At 48.6% G+C, this 14,726-nt stretch carries 14 protein-coding genes; 7 read left to right on the top strand and 7 right to left on the bottom strand.

Going from position 1 to position 14,726, the window contains the following annotated elements:
- The first annotated feature begins 135 nt into the window (after positions 1-135).
- The 3 genes from GON05_RS26895 to GON05_RS26885 all read left to right on the top strand — a co-directional run bounded on the left by GON05_RS26895 (position 136) and on the right by GON05_RS26885 (position 3,785).
- Positions 136-663 carry an NfeD family protein gene (locus GON05_RS26895; RefSeq protein ID WP_157323527.1) on the top strand — a complete coding sequence of 176 codons (528 nt, stop codon included), beginning with the start codon at positions 136-138 and terminating at the stop codon, positions 661-663.
- A gap of 36 nt (positions 664-699) precedes the next feature.
- A complete protein-coding gene (locus tag GON05_RS26890; RefSeq protein ID WP_157323525.1) occupies positions 700-2,157 on the top strand; it encodes a flotillin family protein in 1,458 nt (485 codons plus the stop codon).
- 110 nt (positions 2,158-2,267) lie between these two features.
- On the top strand, positions 2,268-3,785 hold the full coding sequence (locus GON05_RS26885) for an HD domain-containing phosphohydrolase (RefSeq protein ID WP_157323524.1): 1,518 nt from the start codon (positions 2,268-2,270) through the stop codon (positions 3,783-3,785).
- Between the two features lie 81 nt (positions 3,786-3,866).
- Here the strand turns inward: GON05_RS26885 and GON05_RS26880 are convergent, their stop codons facing one another.
- The 4 genes from GON05_RS26880 to GON05_RS38885 all read right to left on the bottom strand — a co-directional run bounded on the left by GON05_RS26880 (position 3,867) and on the right by GON05_RS38885 (position 8,711).
- Positions 3,867-5,225, bottom strand: a complete 1,359-nt coding sequence (locus tag GON05_RS26880; RefSeq protein WP_157323522.1) for a MerR family transcriptional regulator — start codon at positions 5,223-5,225, stop codon at positions 3,867-3,869.
- A gap of 139 nt (positions 5,226-5,364) precedes the next feature.
- Positions 5,365-6,654 carry a hypothetical protein gene (locus tag GON05_RS26875; protein ID WP_157323520.1) on the bottom strand — a complete coding sequence of 430 codons (1,290 nt, stop codon included), beginning with the start codon at positions 6,652-6,654 and terminating at the stop codon, positions 5,365-5,367.
- The gene (locus GON05_RS26870) at positions 6,641-7,207 is read right to left on the bottom strand and encodes an RNA polymerase sigma factor (RefSeq protein ID WP_127457751.1); all 567 of its coding nucleotides are present in this window, start codon (positions 7,205-7,207) and stop codon (positions 6,641-6,643) included. The genes GON05_RS26875 and GON05_RS26870 overlap by 14 nt, the downstream gene beginning before the upstream one ends.
- A gap of 271 nt (positions 7,208-7,478) precedes the next feature.
- The gene (locus GON05_RS38885) at positions 7,479-8,711 is read right to left on the bottom strand and encodes a hypothetical protein (protein ID WP_185157252.1); all 1,233 of its coding nucleotides are present in this window, start codon (positions 8,709-8,711) and stop codon (positions 7,479-7,481) included.
- A gap of 207 nt (positions 8,712-8,918) precedes the next feature.
- Between GON05_RS38885 and GON05_RS26860 the strand changes: the two genes are divergently transcribed.
- The 4 genes from GON05_RS26860 to GON05_RS26845 all read left to right on the top strand — a co-directional run bounded on the left by GON05_RS26860 (position 8,919) and on the right by GON05_RS26845 (position 12,315).
- Positions 8,919-9,368, top strand: a complete 450-nt coding sequence (locus tag GON05_RS26860) for a hypothetical protein (RefSeq protein ID WP_246239494.1) — start codon at positions 8,919-8,921, stop codon at positions 9,366-9,368.
- Positions 9,369-9,612: 244 nt separating this feature from the next.
- Complete coding sequence (locus tag GON05_RS26855; RefSeq protein ID WP_127457750.1) at positions 9,613-10,842, top strand: S-layer homology domain-containing protein; 1,230 nt, start codon at positions 9,613-9,615, stop codon at positions 10,840-10,842.
- Between the two features lie 141 nt (positions 10,843-10,983).
- Positions 10,984-11,673 (top strand): L-ribulose-5-phosphate 4-epimerase, encoded by a 690-nt coding sequence (gene araD, locus GON05_RS26850; protein ID WP_309492452.1) that lies wholly within the window; start codon positions 10,984-10,986, stop codon positions 11,671-11,673.
- A 150-nt stretch (positions 11,674-11,823) separates the two neighbouring features.
- Positions 11,824-12,315 (top strand): GAF domain-containing protein, encoded by a 492-nt coding sequence (locus GON05_RS26845; protein ID WP_127457748.1) that lies wholly within the window; start codon positions 11,824-11,826, stop codon positions 12,313-12,315.
- On the opposite strand, the gene GON05_RS26840 is transcribed toward GON05_RS26845, so the two are convergent.
- The 3 genes from GON05_RS26840 to GON05_RS26830 form a co-directional block, all read right to left on the bottom strand.
- A complete protein-coding gene (locus tag GON05_RS26840; protein ID WP_157323518.1) occupies positions 12,308-12,757 on the bottom strand; it encodes a PilZ domain-containing protein in 450 nt (149 codons plus the stop codon). The genes GON05_RS26845 and GON05_RS26840 overlap by 8 nt on opposite strands.
- An 80-nt stretch (positions 12,758-12,837) precedes the next feature.
- Complete coding sequence (locus GON05_RS39470; protein ID WP_246239488.1) at positions 12,838-13,935, bottom strand: polysaccharide deacetylase family protein; 1,098 nt, start codon at positions 13,933-13,935, stop codon at positions 12,838-12,840.
- A 112-nt stretch (positions 13,936-14,047) separates the two neighbouring features.
- Complete coding sequence (locus GON05_RS26830; RefSeq protein ID WP_157323515.1) at positions 14,048-14,689, bottom strand: thiamine diphosphokinase; 642 nt, start codon at positions 14,687-14,689, stop codon at positions 14,048-14,050.
- Between the last annotated feature and the right edge of the window lie 37 nt (positions 14,690-14,726).

Below are 14,726 nucleotides of genomic sequence, written 5' to 3'. Positions count from 1 at the left end.
ATTATACGCGATGCACCAAAGAAGGATTCGCGTGCAAACGGATTATTTTTTGACCGCAACCTTTTATTACCAATTTCGTATATATTTATTAGACGGACTATGCTTCCTGAAGGAGGCCACAAGGAGGTGACGTCTATGATGACATTGTTTGCGGTATGTTTTTTTGTAGGCCTTGTGTTAACTGTTCTTGTTACATTTTTTGGAGGCGACTTCTTTGAAGTCCACGGAGATACCGGAGGAGCTCATGGCCATGGGGGGCCGTCCTTTTTCAACTTGTCTTCCCTTTTAGCGAGCTTAACGGTATTCGGCGGGATGGGGTATATGCTGAGTGAGGTAGGAATGACCAGCAGTTTATTCATCCTGCTTATTGCTATTGGCGCCGGGCTTTTTGTGGGGTGGCTGTTCTTCCTTTTCTATGCCAAAGTCATCTATAAGCATGATGACAGCATGAGGGAAAGCGATTTTGAACTCAATGGACAGTTAGGGAAGCTGATTGTGCCCATTAACGGGAAGGGAATCGGCGAGATGGTGATTGTAATGCAAGGGACCAAACGGTCCATCAGCGCGCGATCCGAACTTGGAGAATCGATACCCAAAGGAGCAAGGGTGGTCATTCTTCACATGGACAAAGGCGTCGCTACAGTAAGTCAATTTAGTGACTGAGCTTGAAGGTACTACTAACTTCCGGGAGGTTATTTGATGACGTTAACGATTTTGTATACGGTTGTTGCGATTGTACTTGTTGTTTTCATTTTACTTACTACCATTGTAAGAGCCTATAAGAAAGTTCCGCCGAATGAGGCGATGATTGTGTTCGGTTTGGGCGGCAAACGCGTCGTGCAGGGCGGAGGGACGTTCGTCATTCCGGGCTTTCAGAGCTACAAAACCATTTCGATGATGCTCATGAGCTTCGACGTCAAGCCAGATCAGCCAATGTTCTCCCAACAGGGGATACGGCTTAAGATCGAGGCGGTTGCCCAGATTAAAATTCAAAGCGACCCTATCGCCATCGCCACGGCTTCCGAGCAGTTTCTGGACCACACGCTGCTGGAGCGTGAAATGATGATTCTTCATTCCGTTGAGGGACATCTGCGCGGGTTGGTTGGACAATTAACGGTAGAAGCTATTCTTAAGAATCCGGATGAGTTAAACAGCAAGATGAGGGAAACGTGCTCGGAGGATTTGGATAAAATGGGGCTAAGCCTGATCTCCTTCGTCCTCAAGCGTGTAGCAGATGATCAAGGTTACATTGAGAACCTTGGAGTACCGGAAGTGGAGCGCATCCGCAAAAGCGCCAGCATTGCCAGAGCCGAGGTCGAACGGGACATCCAGATCCGACAAGCGGATACGGAAAAAGAATCGGCGATTCGCAAAGCAGAAGCGCACCAGCTGAAGGTCGAAGCTGAAACGGTCGCATCGGCCAAAGAAGCGCAGTACCGCAAGGAGCTAAGCATGCGGGAAGCGGAGTTTAAGCAGGAAACGACGAGCCGACAGGCGGAAGCGGACTTGGCTTATGAGCTGAAGCAGAAGCAGATTCAGCAGTCACTCGTGACGGAGCAGGTGAGAATCAGGCAGATGGAAGCTGAAGCGAACAAGACCGTACGGCAGATTGAAGTTGAGCTGAAGCAAAAGGAACTCGAGGCGTCGGTCATTAAGCCTGCCGAAGCGGAGAAGCAGGCTGCGATTATGCGCGCCGAAGTGAGCAAGCAGCGGCAAATTCTCGAAGCCGAGGCGGATGCTGAGTCGACGAGAAAGCGCGGTGAAGCGACAGCCGAGGCGGAGCTTGCCAAAGGGAAAGCGAATGCGGAAGTCGTTCGCTTGGCGGGGCTTGCTGAAGCGGAGGCATTGGAGAAGAAAGCGGAAGCCTACAAGCAGTACACGCAGGCAGCGGTGACGGTGGAAATCCTTCGCATTCTGCCGGAGTTAGCGGAGAAGATTGCGGCGCCACTGAGCAACGTGGACAAAATCACGGTGATCTCCCAAGACGGTGCGACATCCGGCGTGAACAAGGTGACAGGCGATATCGTCAAAATGATTGCCCAAGTGCCTGAAATTACGCAGACATTAACAGGCCAGAGTGTTACAGAGCTTGCACGCGCCTTCCTCGGCAAGGACAATGTGCCTAATGTCCCTAATGTGAATAAAGAAACGGAATGAATCTAAGTAAATGTCCTTGGCCCCTTGGGCTGAGGGCTTTTTTTATAAGCGTAAAAGGGCGAATTGCTATACAATAGGGACTAAGTTTAGTGTGAAATGAGGCAGCCGTCATGGTTATTTACCAAAGGTTTCTGCGAGATTTGATTCGTAATTATATCATAGGTTCGGGTATTGCTGTTGTTGTGGTTGGCGGGGTCATTATTTCAACGACCTTGTCCATTTCGAATGCAGAAATGGTGCGTATTTTCTTCATTATGACCATTTCCCTGGGGGTCATGCTGTTGGCGGAGCTGTGGGTGTTTCGCCGGCACATGCAGCCCATTCGGGTTCTGCTGGAGCAGGAGGCGCCTGGTTTAACGTCCATTCGGGACGCTTATTTGCAGACGCACCGCTTTCCAGCGCTCTCCGTGAAACGGATTTTGGGTCCTCATTTTCTTGGCTTGTCCCTTCCAGCCATGACGATGGCGTCCATTGGGATTGCGATGGGCTGGCTTTCACTTCCGGCTTATTATATCGGGCTTGCTGGAATTGGCGCTGTGCTTGTGGCGAGCATGCATGCTTTGCTTGAATTTTTCACGACAGCCCGGGCGATCCGGCCGGTTCTTATCCATATCCGCGAGGTAGGCCAGCGTCTTTATGGGGAGGACGTCTCTTTGGATGGGCGTGTGATTGTTTCCATTCAACGCAAATTCCAGCTAAGCGCGTTCCTGATTGGAACGATGCCGCTGTTTCTTTTCAGCTTAGCCACGCAAATTCGCCTTCTTTCACAGCCATCGGATTTTACGGTGGATTATTGGAAGTGGGCAGGTATCATTCTGCTGCTTGGCGTGGGGTTTTCCTCTCTTGGGGCACGGATGCTGGCCAGAGATATTCAACAGCCTATCGGAGACTTGTACCAAGCGATGAGAGACGTGCAATCCGGGGATTTGCAGGTTAGGGCTTCGGATTTATATTCAGATGAATTTTCAAGATTGGTTGCAGGCTTTAATCATATGGTCAAAGGGCTTGAAGCGCGCGAGAGCATGAATAATCAGCTGTTGCAGAGTTATTATTCCACATTAGCTGCTGCTCTTGACGCTAGAGATGCCTATACGGCAGGGCATTCTACACGCGTTGCTCAGTATTCTCTTCTGATTGGAAAAGCTGTGGCTTTAAGTGAACAGGAACTCGATCTGTTGAAAAAAACAGCCCTGCTGCATGACATAGGGAAGATTGGCGTTCGCGACAATGTATTGCTGAAGGAGGGCCGATTGACGGATGAGGAGTTTGAGAAAATCAAGCTGCATCCGGTGTTGGGCGAATCGATCCTGAAGCAAATTGAGCCGGCGGAGGCGATGGCGCCTTTGCTTCCGGGCGTGCGCTCACATCATGAGCGCTATGACGGCAAGGGATATCCGGACGGCCTGAAAGGCCAGGAGATCCCGGAATTTGGGCGCATCATCGCGGTAGCCGATGCGTTCGATGCCATGACCTCCGATCGTCCTTATCGGAAGGGGATGGCAGTCGAGAAGGCGATGGCCATTCTCGCGGAGGGCAAGGGGACGCAGTGGGACCCCCGCTATGCGCAGACGTTTATTGATGTTCTCATGAGCTCGAACCATGAGAAGAAGACGTCACAGGTTAGCTGACCGCATGAAACAGCAAATGCATAAATAATAGAGCCCACTGCTGCGTGAAGGAAGGCCTATTATTTATGCAATCAATGACGATTAATTGATGACCGGATAGCCTAAAAATTCGGCAATTTTATCAAGCAATCGTTGCTGTGCCGTCATTTTTTGAAACATGTCATCGTATTTTTTGTTCCATTCTTCTTTAAGTTGGTTCACTTCCCCGGTAACGCCTTCATACTGCTGGTTCAGCAGCTCCGTTGTGGCAATAAGCAGTTCACCTTTGACGTCTTGTTCAGAAGCTTCTTGGATCTGCTGTTGAATAGCCTGGATGACGTTCTGAAGTCCTTTCACTTTCAGAGAAGCACCTTCAAATTGTCTGTGTAACAATTCAATGGTTGTAGCGATTTCACTGCGGATGTCCTGTTCAATGAGCTCAGCTATCTTGTTAACGAGAATCTGATTGACGCTGCTCAGTTCCGTTACTTCCTCCGTAAGGGCATCACATCGGTTGCCCAGCATTTGTACTTCCTCCGAAACACCTTCGACTTGTGGTCTCAGCAACTCTGTGGCAGCGGACAGTATCTCATTTTTGAGGTCAGCCTCCGAAATCTCGGGTTGATCTTGAACTTGTGCTTGAACTTGTGCTTGAACTTGAGCTTGAACTTGAGCTTGTTCTTGCGCTAGTTCTTGTGCTTGCTTTTGTGCTTGTTCTTGCGCTTGTGCGAGACCCTGGATTTCATTACGTAGGTCCGCTATTTCATCCGAAACGCTATGATATCGCGTATCCAATGCCTCAACGGTGGTTACCAAACTTTCTTCCTTACTTGTTTGTTCCGGTGTTTTTATGACCTTCTGCATGAGAGAGTGGACCATGGCGCTTAGCTCTGTGAATTTATGTGTTAAAAGATCTAACTGAAAGTTGGAGGGATCCAAAGCAGGTGATGAAGCTCTGCCAGCTGTAACTGATGCTATACTGGCTTTTTGATTCAGGTTATCTGTGTAGTCCTTTAACTTCTCTGGTGTTTTGTTCGATTCTATCTTTTGCTTGAGGAGCTGTACCGAGTTACGTAATTCGATCGTATCATTACTAAATTGCGCGTTTGATTTGTTAACAGCCAGCGGGGGCAAATTGGAGCCGGAAATAGCAGGAGCTGTAGAAGAAGCTGGAGAAGCCGGAGTTTCAGGCGGCGTGGTTTGTATTTCTTTAGGCGGCGAAAGAGCTTCCTTATCACGCATTTCCTGTAACTGTTCTTTGATGAACTTAAGTGGCTTATTGGCGTCTTTCATCCTGGCGATGGCGCGAAACATTTCGATGGCCTCTTCCGTGTATCTGAGTGATCCGTCAACAGCTACGATCGGAAGAAATTCGCGGAAGTGATTGGACCATTCGACCACAGATGCACGTGTTTTTCCGATTTTTCCGGCGATTTCGGTGAGCTTATATGATCTTTTCATTGTGCTTTATCGTCATCCTTTCGTCTTAAGCTCTTTAGGCTTAGGCATTCAGCTGTAACATTGTATTCAGGACATGAAGCAAATGACAATGAAAAAAAGAGTCCATTCCCAACAACTGGAGAACGGACCCTACCTATGTTTATTCAATCGACGGCACACGTTTATCCGTCTCTGGTGCTAAATACCGGCCAACCTTATCAATCCATTCCTCGACATAATGATCTGTGGCCCACTGTGCCATGACAAGCTGCTCACCGGGGAGCAGATTCAGCACAAGCTGTGGATCACTGCCGGGTGCCTGGCCGTAGGGATAGAACTTGAGCTTGCCGTTCTCGAAGATAACGAGCATATCGTTCATCGGCGAAGTTAAAGCATCGGTCGCTTGCGGCCAGGAGGACCGAATGGCGTTCCAGTTGCAGCACAGATCGTCGTGGTTGACGACTTTATCGGGCAGCTCTCGCGGGAAATCATGCAGCGCATAGCTGTCGGGTACTGCCGCCGTGGTTGTAACACGCGGCGTTTCAGCGACCTTGCCAACCCAGTGCCCTGGTTCGCGCTGAACCGTCCAGCTCTCGCCGGATACCTCGCCGCGCAAACTGCTGGATATACTGGCGAGCACACCGCTGATATTGGTGTTCGTGCCGTAGACATCAGCGATTGACACATGATTCTTGTCCACCGGCTTGTTGTAAAACTGTACGGTGTGGCCTTCTTTTAATTGCGGCAGGGTACGGACCCAGATGCGATCTGCCTGATAGGGCGCACCGCCTCGCACGGTCTGTTCCGCCTCGCCAATAGACACATATTGATTCCCCGCAAATAGGAGGGTTTCTGTCCGATTGAGCTGTTCGCTTTCATCATCCGGGAAAGCTTCCGGTTTCACAGGCTGATCCGCCAAATGAGCGGATAAGTAGTGGAACTCATCCGTTTTCGTTCGATGGACCAGCGAGTCGATTTTCCAGAAGTTTTGCTTATAAGGCATAAGAATCCCCGAGCCTTCGGACGTCTTCTGCAGCTGTCCGCGAACAGGTGCGATCAGCATCGTGCGATAGGTACTATAACGCATAGGTTTCAGCGCGCGCCCAGGCTCGTTGGCAGGTTCATGCTCGGTCCTTAAGCCAATCAGCAGAGCCGTGGTAATCGGCGTAGGAGAGAGGTTTAAGGACGCTGTTGTTGCTGTGATTGCTGTATCTGCCACAGGTGCGGCATCACTTTGGGTATGTAGCGTGTTCCAAGGGAAAAGCAAGATCGCGGCCACGATTGCACCGACACCGGCGAAGCAAAGCACGGGCTTGATCCTTGGCTTCGTTCGTTCTTTGCGTTCAACCGCTTCTTCAATCTCGCGCTGAAGCTTGGAAGTAAAGCCGGGGCGCTCAAGCGGTCCTGATTCCAATTGTTTGCGTAAATCATCCGGATCAGGATTCTTCAAGAGCCTCACGCTCCTTCAATTTGACCACCTTGAGTCTGGCGTGATGAAGCCGTGATTTAACGGTTCCCTCCGATATGTTAAGGATAGACGCCATTTCTTTCGTTGAGAGCTGATAGTGGGCATGCAAAATCAGAATTTCCCTATATTTCGGTGGAAGGGAAATAACTTTTTTCCAAATGTCGCTGGCATACAATTTCTCCATGGCTTCTGTTTCGGCGGAACTCGATGTACCAGTAGATTGAATGAAGCCAACAAGGGTCACTTTGCGCCAGAAGGCTTTGCGTAAATAGTCATAAGTCGTATTGCGTGTAATCGTAAGAAGCCAGGTCTTAACCGAAGCTTCGCCGCGGAATGTAGTAAGATTGCGATAAACTTTTAGGAAGGCATCTTGGGCAATATCATCAGCTAAGTCTGAGTTGCGGCAAATGCTGAAAGCGTAATTCCAAACATCATTTCCGTAGGTCTCCATCAAATTGCGAAGAATGACTTTTTGATCTGTTGTTTCAGATACGTACTTTAAATACTCAAATACATGGACACCGGTCGTCTCCATTCTCTCACCTCTCTGAATTAGACGTTTGCAGGTTCCAAAAAGTTCGCAAAACGCCCAAAAAATATTTCGCGGCATCATCCCATACTTAAATAATTCGAAAGGATATTGCCGCAAGAGTCGGAGTTTGAAGTTAAATTTGCAGAAAAGAAGTAGGTCGGATTCTGGAGGAGTTTTGAGCCGGGGAAGAGAAAGGATCCTATATATAGAAATTGTACGTCGATTATCCGTCTAGCTGAGACGGCTGAAGCGTTCCAACGTGTTGTTCAGCCGTTTAAAGTGCAGGATTAGCGTGCTGGCGATCGATTCTACCCACGGTGATAGCTTTATAACGCCAGAACGTTTCATGAATGAGCTCAGCCTCCTCCTCATTTAGATACTGAACCAGCACCGTCACTTCCGGAAGCTTATGCTTTTGATGAGGGAGGGAATGTTTGGATTTGATAAGGAGTCCGATGCCAAACCCGAGCAGGAAGCCGCCAAAACCGTAGATAAGTCCCCAAATGATAGGACCCCATTCCAGGATGAAGCCTAGGCTAATCCCAAAGACACTGCAAGCTGTTGCGCTGGCAAAGCCGATTTCAACGGATTTAGCTGTACGATCAAAGCGTTGATCAACAATAGATAATGATTTATCTGCATGGACGTCCATGAGGACGGGGCGAATGCGGGCTGGATGAATACCGCTGTGCTCCAACATGCTCAAAGCTTGCTCTAACTCCGTACAATGCTCAAATGTGCCAATCATCCACAAAGGGGAGTTCGTCTCGGTTCCATTCATCGATGCGATCCTGGCTTTCTCATAATAATCGGTTAAATGCTGACGCTGGGTAATGCGGAAAAGCCGATTTTGTTCAATCGAGCTGGTATAAGAATGGTACATGGCACCTCCTAGAACGGAAGGCATAAACATGAGCCATTGAGGGTTCAGAATACTGATAACCATACGGTTATGACCGAGGATGAGAGCCATAAGCGCTTCATAGAAGTGAGAAAATGTGAGATAAATCCACCACCAGAAAATGCCGTAAAAGCCAAGCCAAATGTGCTTGTTGTAAAGCTGTCCAAGACCCGGAAAAAGAAATGAGCAGTAAGCGGCGATAAGAGGTCTCTTCTTCTCAAGAAACTGGATGCCGGTTGAACGCATGAGATGTACGGGGATTCGTCCGTTTTCCAGCATTGCCAGTTCGTAGTGCTTATTCGCTTCAATGGAGCATCGATAGCTGTCCCAGATCGCAAAAAAATAAATAAACATATAACCGAATAGCCAATTGGGATGCAAAACTTGCTTCGCCATCGCGAAATTGCCGCTAAACGAATACACCATAGCCAGATTGATTTTGGCCAATGAATTAATAATGACTTCAGAAAGCGTTAACAGAACACCTGTTGTATTTTTGTACATAAGCAGATGCCCAAAGCCAGGGAAGGAAGCCGACCACCAGGCAACCATGAAGGGGTTGCGGCGCTGGGCGTAGATAATATCGAACCTTCTGACAGCAGCCATTGTCCATCGGGGGGGGGAATGTGTTGGCAAAGGAAACCCGTCCTCTTCACTTCAAAATGTCTTTGGATTAGTATCGCAGCTATTGGTATTTTTTATGCAAATAATAGGAAGAATGCGAATTGCAGCCTTGACAATAGAAGGTATTAGCACGCAATATGTAGGAAGGATACTGCATGTAAATCAGGTCCTTTGGAGAGGAAGAACACAATGAATTTCGTTGAGCATGTCATGGATCACCTGCGTTCCGGAGTCATTAACAATTACCCTCAGCCAGTTGCTTTGAATATGGGCTTAGTGTATACCGTTAAACTGGAAGATAAGAAGACGAATTTAATTTGGCTGCCTTTTGAGTATACAGGTCTTGCGTACGTGGATATGGGGCGACAGATCAATGTGCATCCTTACTATAGAGGCGTGATTTTTGAGGAAGTTGAACTCTCTCGGGGAACGGATCTCCACAAGCCGCAAACAGAAGAGGCCTTTGTGAAAGCCGTATTTCAGAAAAGCTTTGAGATGCATCAGCTGCTGCAGCAGGAGAAATATGCCTACCTTCAGGGGAGTGCACCGGATTTCCTAACGAAAATGTTATACATAACAGATTGGCTCCGTTACTACAATTCAATGAAAACCGTTGGCGCAGGCAGAAAGTTAGGCTGAGTGCCGGAATAATAGGACTATACTTTCTACATTTGTAGAGGGTGTGGTCCTTTTTAATCGTAGAAAGACGGAATCAGCATCATGGATGAAAGCCCGCCCCTGCGGCTATAGACCCAATCCTGCTAGTGCTTGGCACTCCTCTCTTACTAGGCTTTAAGGCTGTTCTCAAAGGTTAATAGAAGCTTTATCCTAGAGAATGGTACAAGTTGGTATCAAAAATTTGTAGAGGGCGGAGAGTCTTAACATGGGGCAGTTGAATAAATGGATAGCCATAGCAGTGGCTTGCTGTGTAATAACCATAGGGGTTGGACAAACAAAAAGCGAAGCGGCTACGATGTCGGACATACGCGGGCACTGGGCAGAACAGACGATTACCCAGATGGCGCAGCAAGGGCTGCTGGACGGCTTCCCGGACGGAACGTTTCGACCAGATGATGCGGTAACGGCTGACCAATTTGTGAAAATCGTTTTGCTTGCCTTTACGGATAAGTTTCCGAACGGTGAGCGCAACTGGAAAACAAGCTTCCTGCAGGCGCTAAGCGCGGGGAATCAGAGCATTTTGAAACAGGATTACCGGGATTTCACCTTTAAGCCAAGCACGGTCGGATATTGGGCGAAGCCGTACCTGGATTTGGCCAGCGATCTTCATTTCATTAGTAAAGGGCAGTTCACGGATTATAAGGCGAAGCTGAAACGTGAAGACGTAGCCGAGATTTTGTATTACTTGCTGAAGGAAACCGAGTATTTGGAAGATGAGGTATACAGCCTCAAAGCGGCTTCCCAATTCGGTGATTTGCAAAGCGCAACGTCCAGACAGCAGAAATTTATCGGCGAAGCGATGACGAAGGGGATTATGGAAGGATACCCGAACGGGTATTTCGGTGTGGGACGAGATGTTACCCGTGCGGAAGCCTTGCAAATCATTACCCGCTTGCAGACGAAGTCCAAGAGGATCAATGTGAAAAACGAGGGAGACGCTTTCATTAAAGTTGTACCTACCAAGGATGGCAGCTATAAAAAGCTCATCTTCCCTGATCAGCGCATGCTCGATGCTTATAGCATAATGGAGGAGGCAGGCAAGCTGCGGGGGACGAATTATGACTTGGAAGAAACAACGCTCCGCCTGTTCCGCGATGCGGATGCCAAAGCGCTTGCCGTGAACGGGGCAACAGCGGCTATACGTAACAGTAATGAAGCATCGTTGTGGCTTGATCCTCAATTTTTGACCTATGGCGTAACGGTTCGCCTGGAGGATGGGACGCTGGCGCGCAATATGGAAAGCATTCGCAAGTTTACGGATTTCCTATTTGGTTATGATGCGGATATCTTCTATCGCCACTTTACGGATACGTGTGAGCGCGCCGCAGCGAAGGGCGTACTGGAAACAACGACGAAGCAGATTGGCAGCTTCTCCGTGGAGACGCGGCTTGAGCCGGATGGCAAGACCCTTGTTTTTTCAATTATACATGCTTAATCATTAATAGCATTAAAAAGTGAGGTGTACATACAAGTTGTACACCTCAAACTTTATATCTCCACTATCTAGATAACATGTACGTACAAGTGTATAATAGTACATTATATGTACATTCATATCGGAAGGTGTTGAGTACACGTGCTGGAGAATTTGAAACAAGCGGTACTGGAAGCAAATTTGGATTTGCCGAAATATCAGCTCGTCACATTTACGTGGGGCAATGTCAGCGGGATTGACCGGGAGCAAGGGCTTGTCGTGATCAAGCCTAGCGGTGTGCCTTACGAGGACTTGAAGGCCGAAGATCTCGTGGTCGTCGATCTGGAAGGCCGAGTCGTAGAAGGCACGTTGAAGCCTTCCTCGGACACGCCGACGCATTTGGCGTTGTACCGCGCTTTCCCGGCCATTGGCGGGATCGTGCACACGCATTCGCCATGGGCGACAAGCTGGGCGCAGGCCGGAAGAGGCATCCCTGCCCTGGGCACAACACACGCGGACTACTTCTACGGCGAAGTCCCTTGCACGCGTCTCATGACGGAGGCTGAGATTAAAGGAGCCTACGAGCTGGAGACGGGCAACGTCATCATCGAGACGTTCCGTGATCTCGACCCGGCGATGGTACCGGGCGTGCTGGTGAACTGCCATGCCCCTTTCAGTTGGGGGAAGGACCCGCACAATGCGGTGCATAACGCAGTCGTTCTAGAGGAGGTCGCGAAGATCGGTTATCGCACCTTCGAGTTGAATTCAGCGATCCAGCCTATGGATCAAACGCTGCTGGATCGGCACTTTCTGAGAAAGCACGGCGTTAATGCCTATTACGGGCAAAAATAAATAAAAGACAGCCGGCATCTCGACGAGTGCGGCTGTCTTTTTTGTAATCAGATAGGGAAGTAACAGGTAAATCTTATCCTTTGGCGGAAATGTACACTTTTTGGTATGATGAGAAAGCAAGAATGTTAAGGGGAAGAAGGATGATAGACCATGTTTGCGAAGTCAGGTTATGAAGGAACAAGAGAAGAGAATTATACCTTGCTGATTCAGCAGGTTAAAGCATTGATACATGATGAACCGAACCGAATTGCCAATTTATCCAATGCAGCGGCGCTGCTCGGACAGTTTTTGACCGATGTAAATTGGGTAGGTTTCTATCTGGTGGACAAAGCTCAAGAGAAGGAAGAGCTTGTTCTGGGCCCTTTCCAAGGATTGCCGGCATGCGTTCGGATCCCGCTGGGTAAAGGCGTTTGCGGCACGTCCGCGCAGCTTCGGGAAACGGTGCTAGTACCCGACGTTCATGCATTCCCGGGCCATATCGCCTGCGATGCCGCTTCGCAATCGGAAATCGTCGTTCCGATCCTTAGCGGGGGCGAGTTGATCGGTGTGCTGGATATCGATAGCCCTAGCCTGAACCGTTTTGATGAACTCGATCAGCGTTATTTGGAGCAGTTCGTGCAAGCTCTAGCTGCAGCTATGTAAGGTCATAAGTCATGGCATAAATATCATTCATATCTTCATCGGAACAAAAGCTGCAGCTTGCCAAGACGTTGGTGTGTCTCAATCGAGAACCCAACATAATCAGGTGGCTAGTCAGCTGCTGTTCGATCGCTTTATCTGCGATGCTGAATTCAATCCCGTATTCATAGAGGGAGGGCTTCAGCATCGTTTTTCGTTTAATGATGCCTAGTATTTTCATTTCTTGATGGAAGAGATGAAACGTAAATTCCAATAGCAAGCTCATCTCGGTAGGGAGATTCAAGGGCGTATGCATACGAATGCCCCCTGCGCTGATGTCCCTTATCATGATTTTGGAATGCTTCGTGTCGGCAGCTTTATTTTTGATCCCTATAATCTTGAACAGGGCGGTTAAAGGTATTTGGAGATGCAGCCTGAAACTGGAGCGTTTATTTGGTTGTGACATGGAGAGGCTCCTCTTCATTAATAGGCATATTATACTATGAAAGTAGATATTTTGAACCATATATCAAAAAGAAAAGCCCCTTATTTACGCTTAAGGAGCTGAGTTTCGAATGCGTGCAAATCTTCCTCGCCATTAACAAAAAGTCGTTTCAGCAGGAAAGGGGACTGCTCGTTTGTAGCATAACCTTGATCGATGGTAAAAGCATATCGAAATCCGTGCTGCTTAAGCAGCTTCAACGTTGTTTTGTTGCGTTCGCCATACGGATAGCAAAAGATATCGGCTTTGGTGCCCAGATGCTCCTCAATCAGCTTTCTGGCTTCCACGATTTCGTACGCTTGTTCATCCGCCGTCAGCTTGGGGAGGTGAGGATGCGACATGCCATGTGGCTGAATGTCCCAGCCTCCGGCTTGCATCTTCTTGATTTGGTCCCAGTTGAGATAGCCGTCCTGCTCCGTCATGCCAGGGGAGACGAAGAGTGTGGCAGGGAACCCGTATTTCGCGAGAATCGGCATCGCCTGCTCATAATTATCAATATAGCCGTCATCGAATGTCAGCAGTATCGGCTTCTCCGGGGCTTTCTCGGATGTGTCTCCTTCCAGGAGACGTATAAACGCATCGAGTGAGAGCGGTGTGTATCCGTGGTCGTGCAAATACGCCATTTGTTCTTCCAGCTTATCCGGAGAAATGACGACAATATTCCCTGGATCTATCGCTACACTGTGGTAGTTGAGCACAGGGATGCTGACTTTGGACGAAGTCTTGCCCGTGTTCTTTGGCGGAACGATAGGGACATAAGTATTCGTGGTAACAGAAGAGGGAACCGGTTTCGTGTCCTCAGAGAGTGGATGAAACAGGGTGGTCCCTACGTTGGAATCTTGCTCTGGTTCAGCGCCAGGTACCGCATTAGGTACCGCATCAGGTACAGCTTCAGGTGCATCGATAGGCACAGCAGCAGGCACCGTAACCGGTTCTGCTTCTGCCGGAAGCTCGTCCACTTGTACAGCAGGAAGCTCCTGCTGCCCACCGTCAGCCGTAATGAGGTAAGGGGCCGCTGCGTCAGCCTCCTCCTCAGTTCCATACTCCGCAGAGGGAAGGCAGCTGACTAAGAGCAGCAGCACTATCGTGATAATCCCGATAAATAACGCAAACGACAGGATTCCCTTTCTTCGAAAACTCATAGGCTCACCAACCATTTCTAGAGGAATAGTCTATTACTCTATTTGTAAGCAATGGTTGGAAGAATTATACCTAATCCAAAGAAGAGATTACTGGAAATATGGAGCTTTGTAGTTAATCTTTGCTTTGAATAACCAAGAGGAGACCCGTCTGCAGCTCGATGAGACCTTCCGGTTCGTTAAGGATATTACTGATCCCGAGGGATTGGCCGATTTGTAACGTCGCTTGATGTAGCGGATACGCAAAGCCGTGGAGTGTAATACCTGTAACTTCCAGGCTAAGCGGAAGTAAAGAGATATGCGAATAGCGCCCACGCTCAATGCGAGTCGTTTGATTCATAACGATGATTTGGTTATTGGCATCGATAATGGAGCAGGCAATGCCCAGCTCCGTTCCTTTGCGCAGCAGATGCACATTGGCTAACGAATGATCGAAGCGAGTGCCTAGGGCACCCAGCAGGATGATCTGCTCAGGCTGCTCGGCAAGAGCCCAATTAAAGGCCATCTCTGTATCGGTCAAATCTTTATGGATAGGATCGCATTCGATAAACGATACGCTTGAAGAACGAATAAGGCTTAACTCTTCAGCCGTTACCGAATCGAAATCCCCTAGTGAAATATGAGGTTTATAGCCATGCTGAATCAAATACAGGGCACCCCGGTCTGAGCCGACCAATACATCATTCTCTTGAATGACCCCCAGCGCCCAATCGCCAAGCGTGCCGCCAGTTACAATAATTATTCGTTTCCCGTTCATGCTTGTTCCCCCAGCGCTTATTATCATCCCCTTAGTA

This window comes from Paenibacillus anseongensis, assembly GCF_009757995.1.
GTDB lineage: Bacteria > Bacillota > Bacilli > Paenibacillales > NBRC-103111 > Paenibacillus_E > Paenibacillus_E chondroitinus.
The sequence above is the reverse complement of the archived record's forward strand: the minus strand, read 5'-3'. Positions and strand labels throughout refer to the sequence as shown.

What these genes read in the sequence shown, in the direction of transcription:
- GON05_RS26895 (WP_157323527.1), top strand. Translation starts at nt 136, where the DNA reads ATGATGACATTGTTTGCGGTATGTTTTTTTGTAGGCCTTGTGTTAACT.
- GON05_RS26890 (WP_157323525.1), top strand. Translation starts at nt 700, where the DNA reads ATGACGTTAACGATTTTGTATACGGTTGTTGCGATTGTACTTGTTGTT.
- GON05_RS26885 (WP_157323524.1), top strand. Translation starts at nt 2,268, where the DNA reads ATGGTTATTTACCAAAGGTTTCTGCGAGATTTGATTCGTAATTATATC.
- GON05_RS26880 (WP_157323522.1), bottom strand. Translation starts at nt 5,225, where the DNA reads ATGAAAAGATCATATAAGCTCACCGAAATCGCCGGAAAAATCGGAAAA.
- GON05_RS26870 (WP_127457751.1), bottom strand. Translation starts at nt 7,207, where the DNA reads ATGGAGACGACCGGTGTCCATGTATTTGAGTATTTAAAGTACGTATCT.
- GON05_RS38885 (WP_185157252.1), bottom strand. Translation starts at nt 8,711, where the DNA reads ATGGCTGCTGTCAGAAGGTTCGATATTATCTACGCCCAGCGCCGCAAC.
- GON05_RS26860 (WP_246239494.1), top strand. Translation starts at nt 8,919, where the DNA reads ATGAATTTCGTTGAGCATGTCATGGATCACCTGCGTTCCGGAGTCATT.
- GON05_RS26855 (WP_127457750.1), top strand. Translation starts at nt 9,613, where the DNA reads ATGGGGCAGTTGAATAAATGGATAGCCATAGCAGTGGCTTGCTGTGTA.
- GON05_RS26845 (WP_127457748.1), top strand. Translation starts at nt 11,824, where the DNA reads ATGTTTGCGAAGTCAGGTTATGAAGGAACAAGAGAAGAGAATTATACC.
- GON05_RS26840 (WP_157323518.1), bottom strand. Translation starts at nt 12,757, where the DNA reads ATGTCACAACCAAATAAACGCTCCAGTTTCAGGCTGCATCTCCAAATA.
- GON05_RS39470 (WP_246239488.1), bottom strand. Translation starts at nt 13,935, where the DNA reads ATGAGTTTTCGAAGAAAGGGAATCCTGTCGTTTGCGTTATTTATCGGG.
- GON05_RS26830 (WP_157323515.1), bottom strand. Translation starts at nt 14,689, where the DNA reads ATGAACGGGAAACGAATAATTATTGTAACTGGCGGCACGCTTGGCGAT.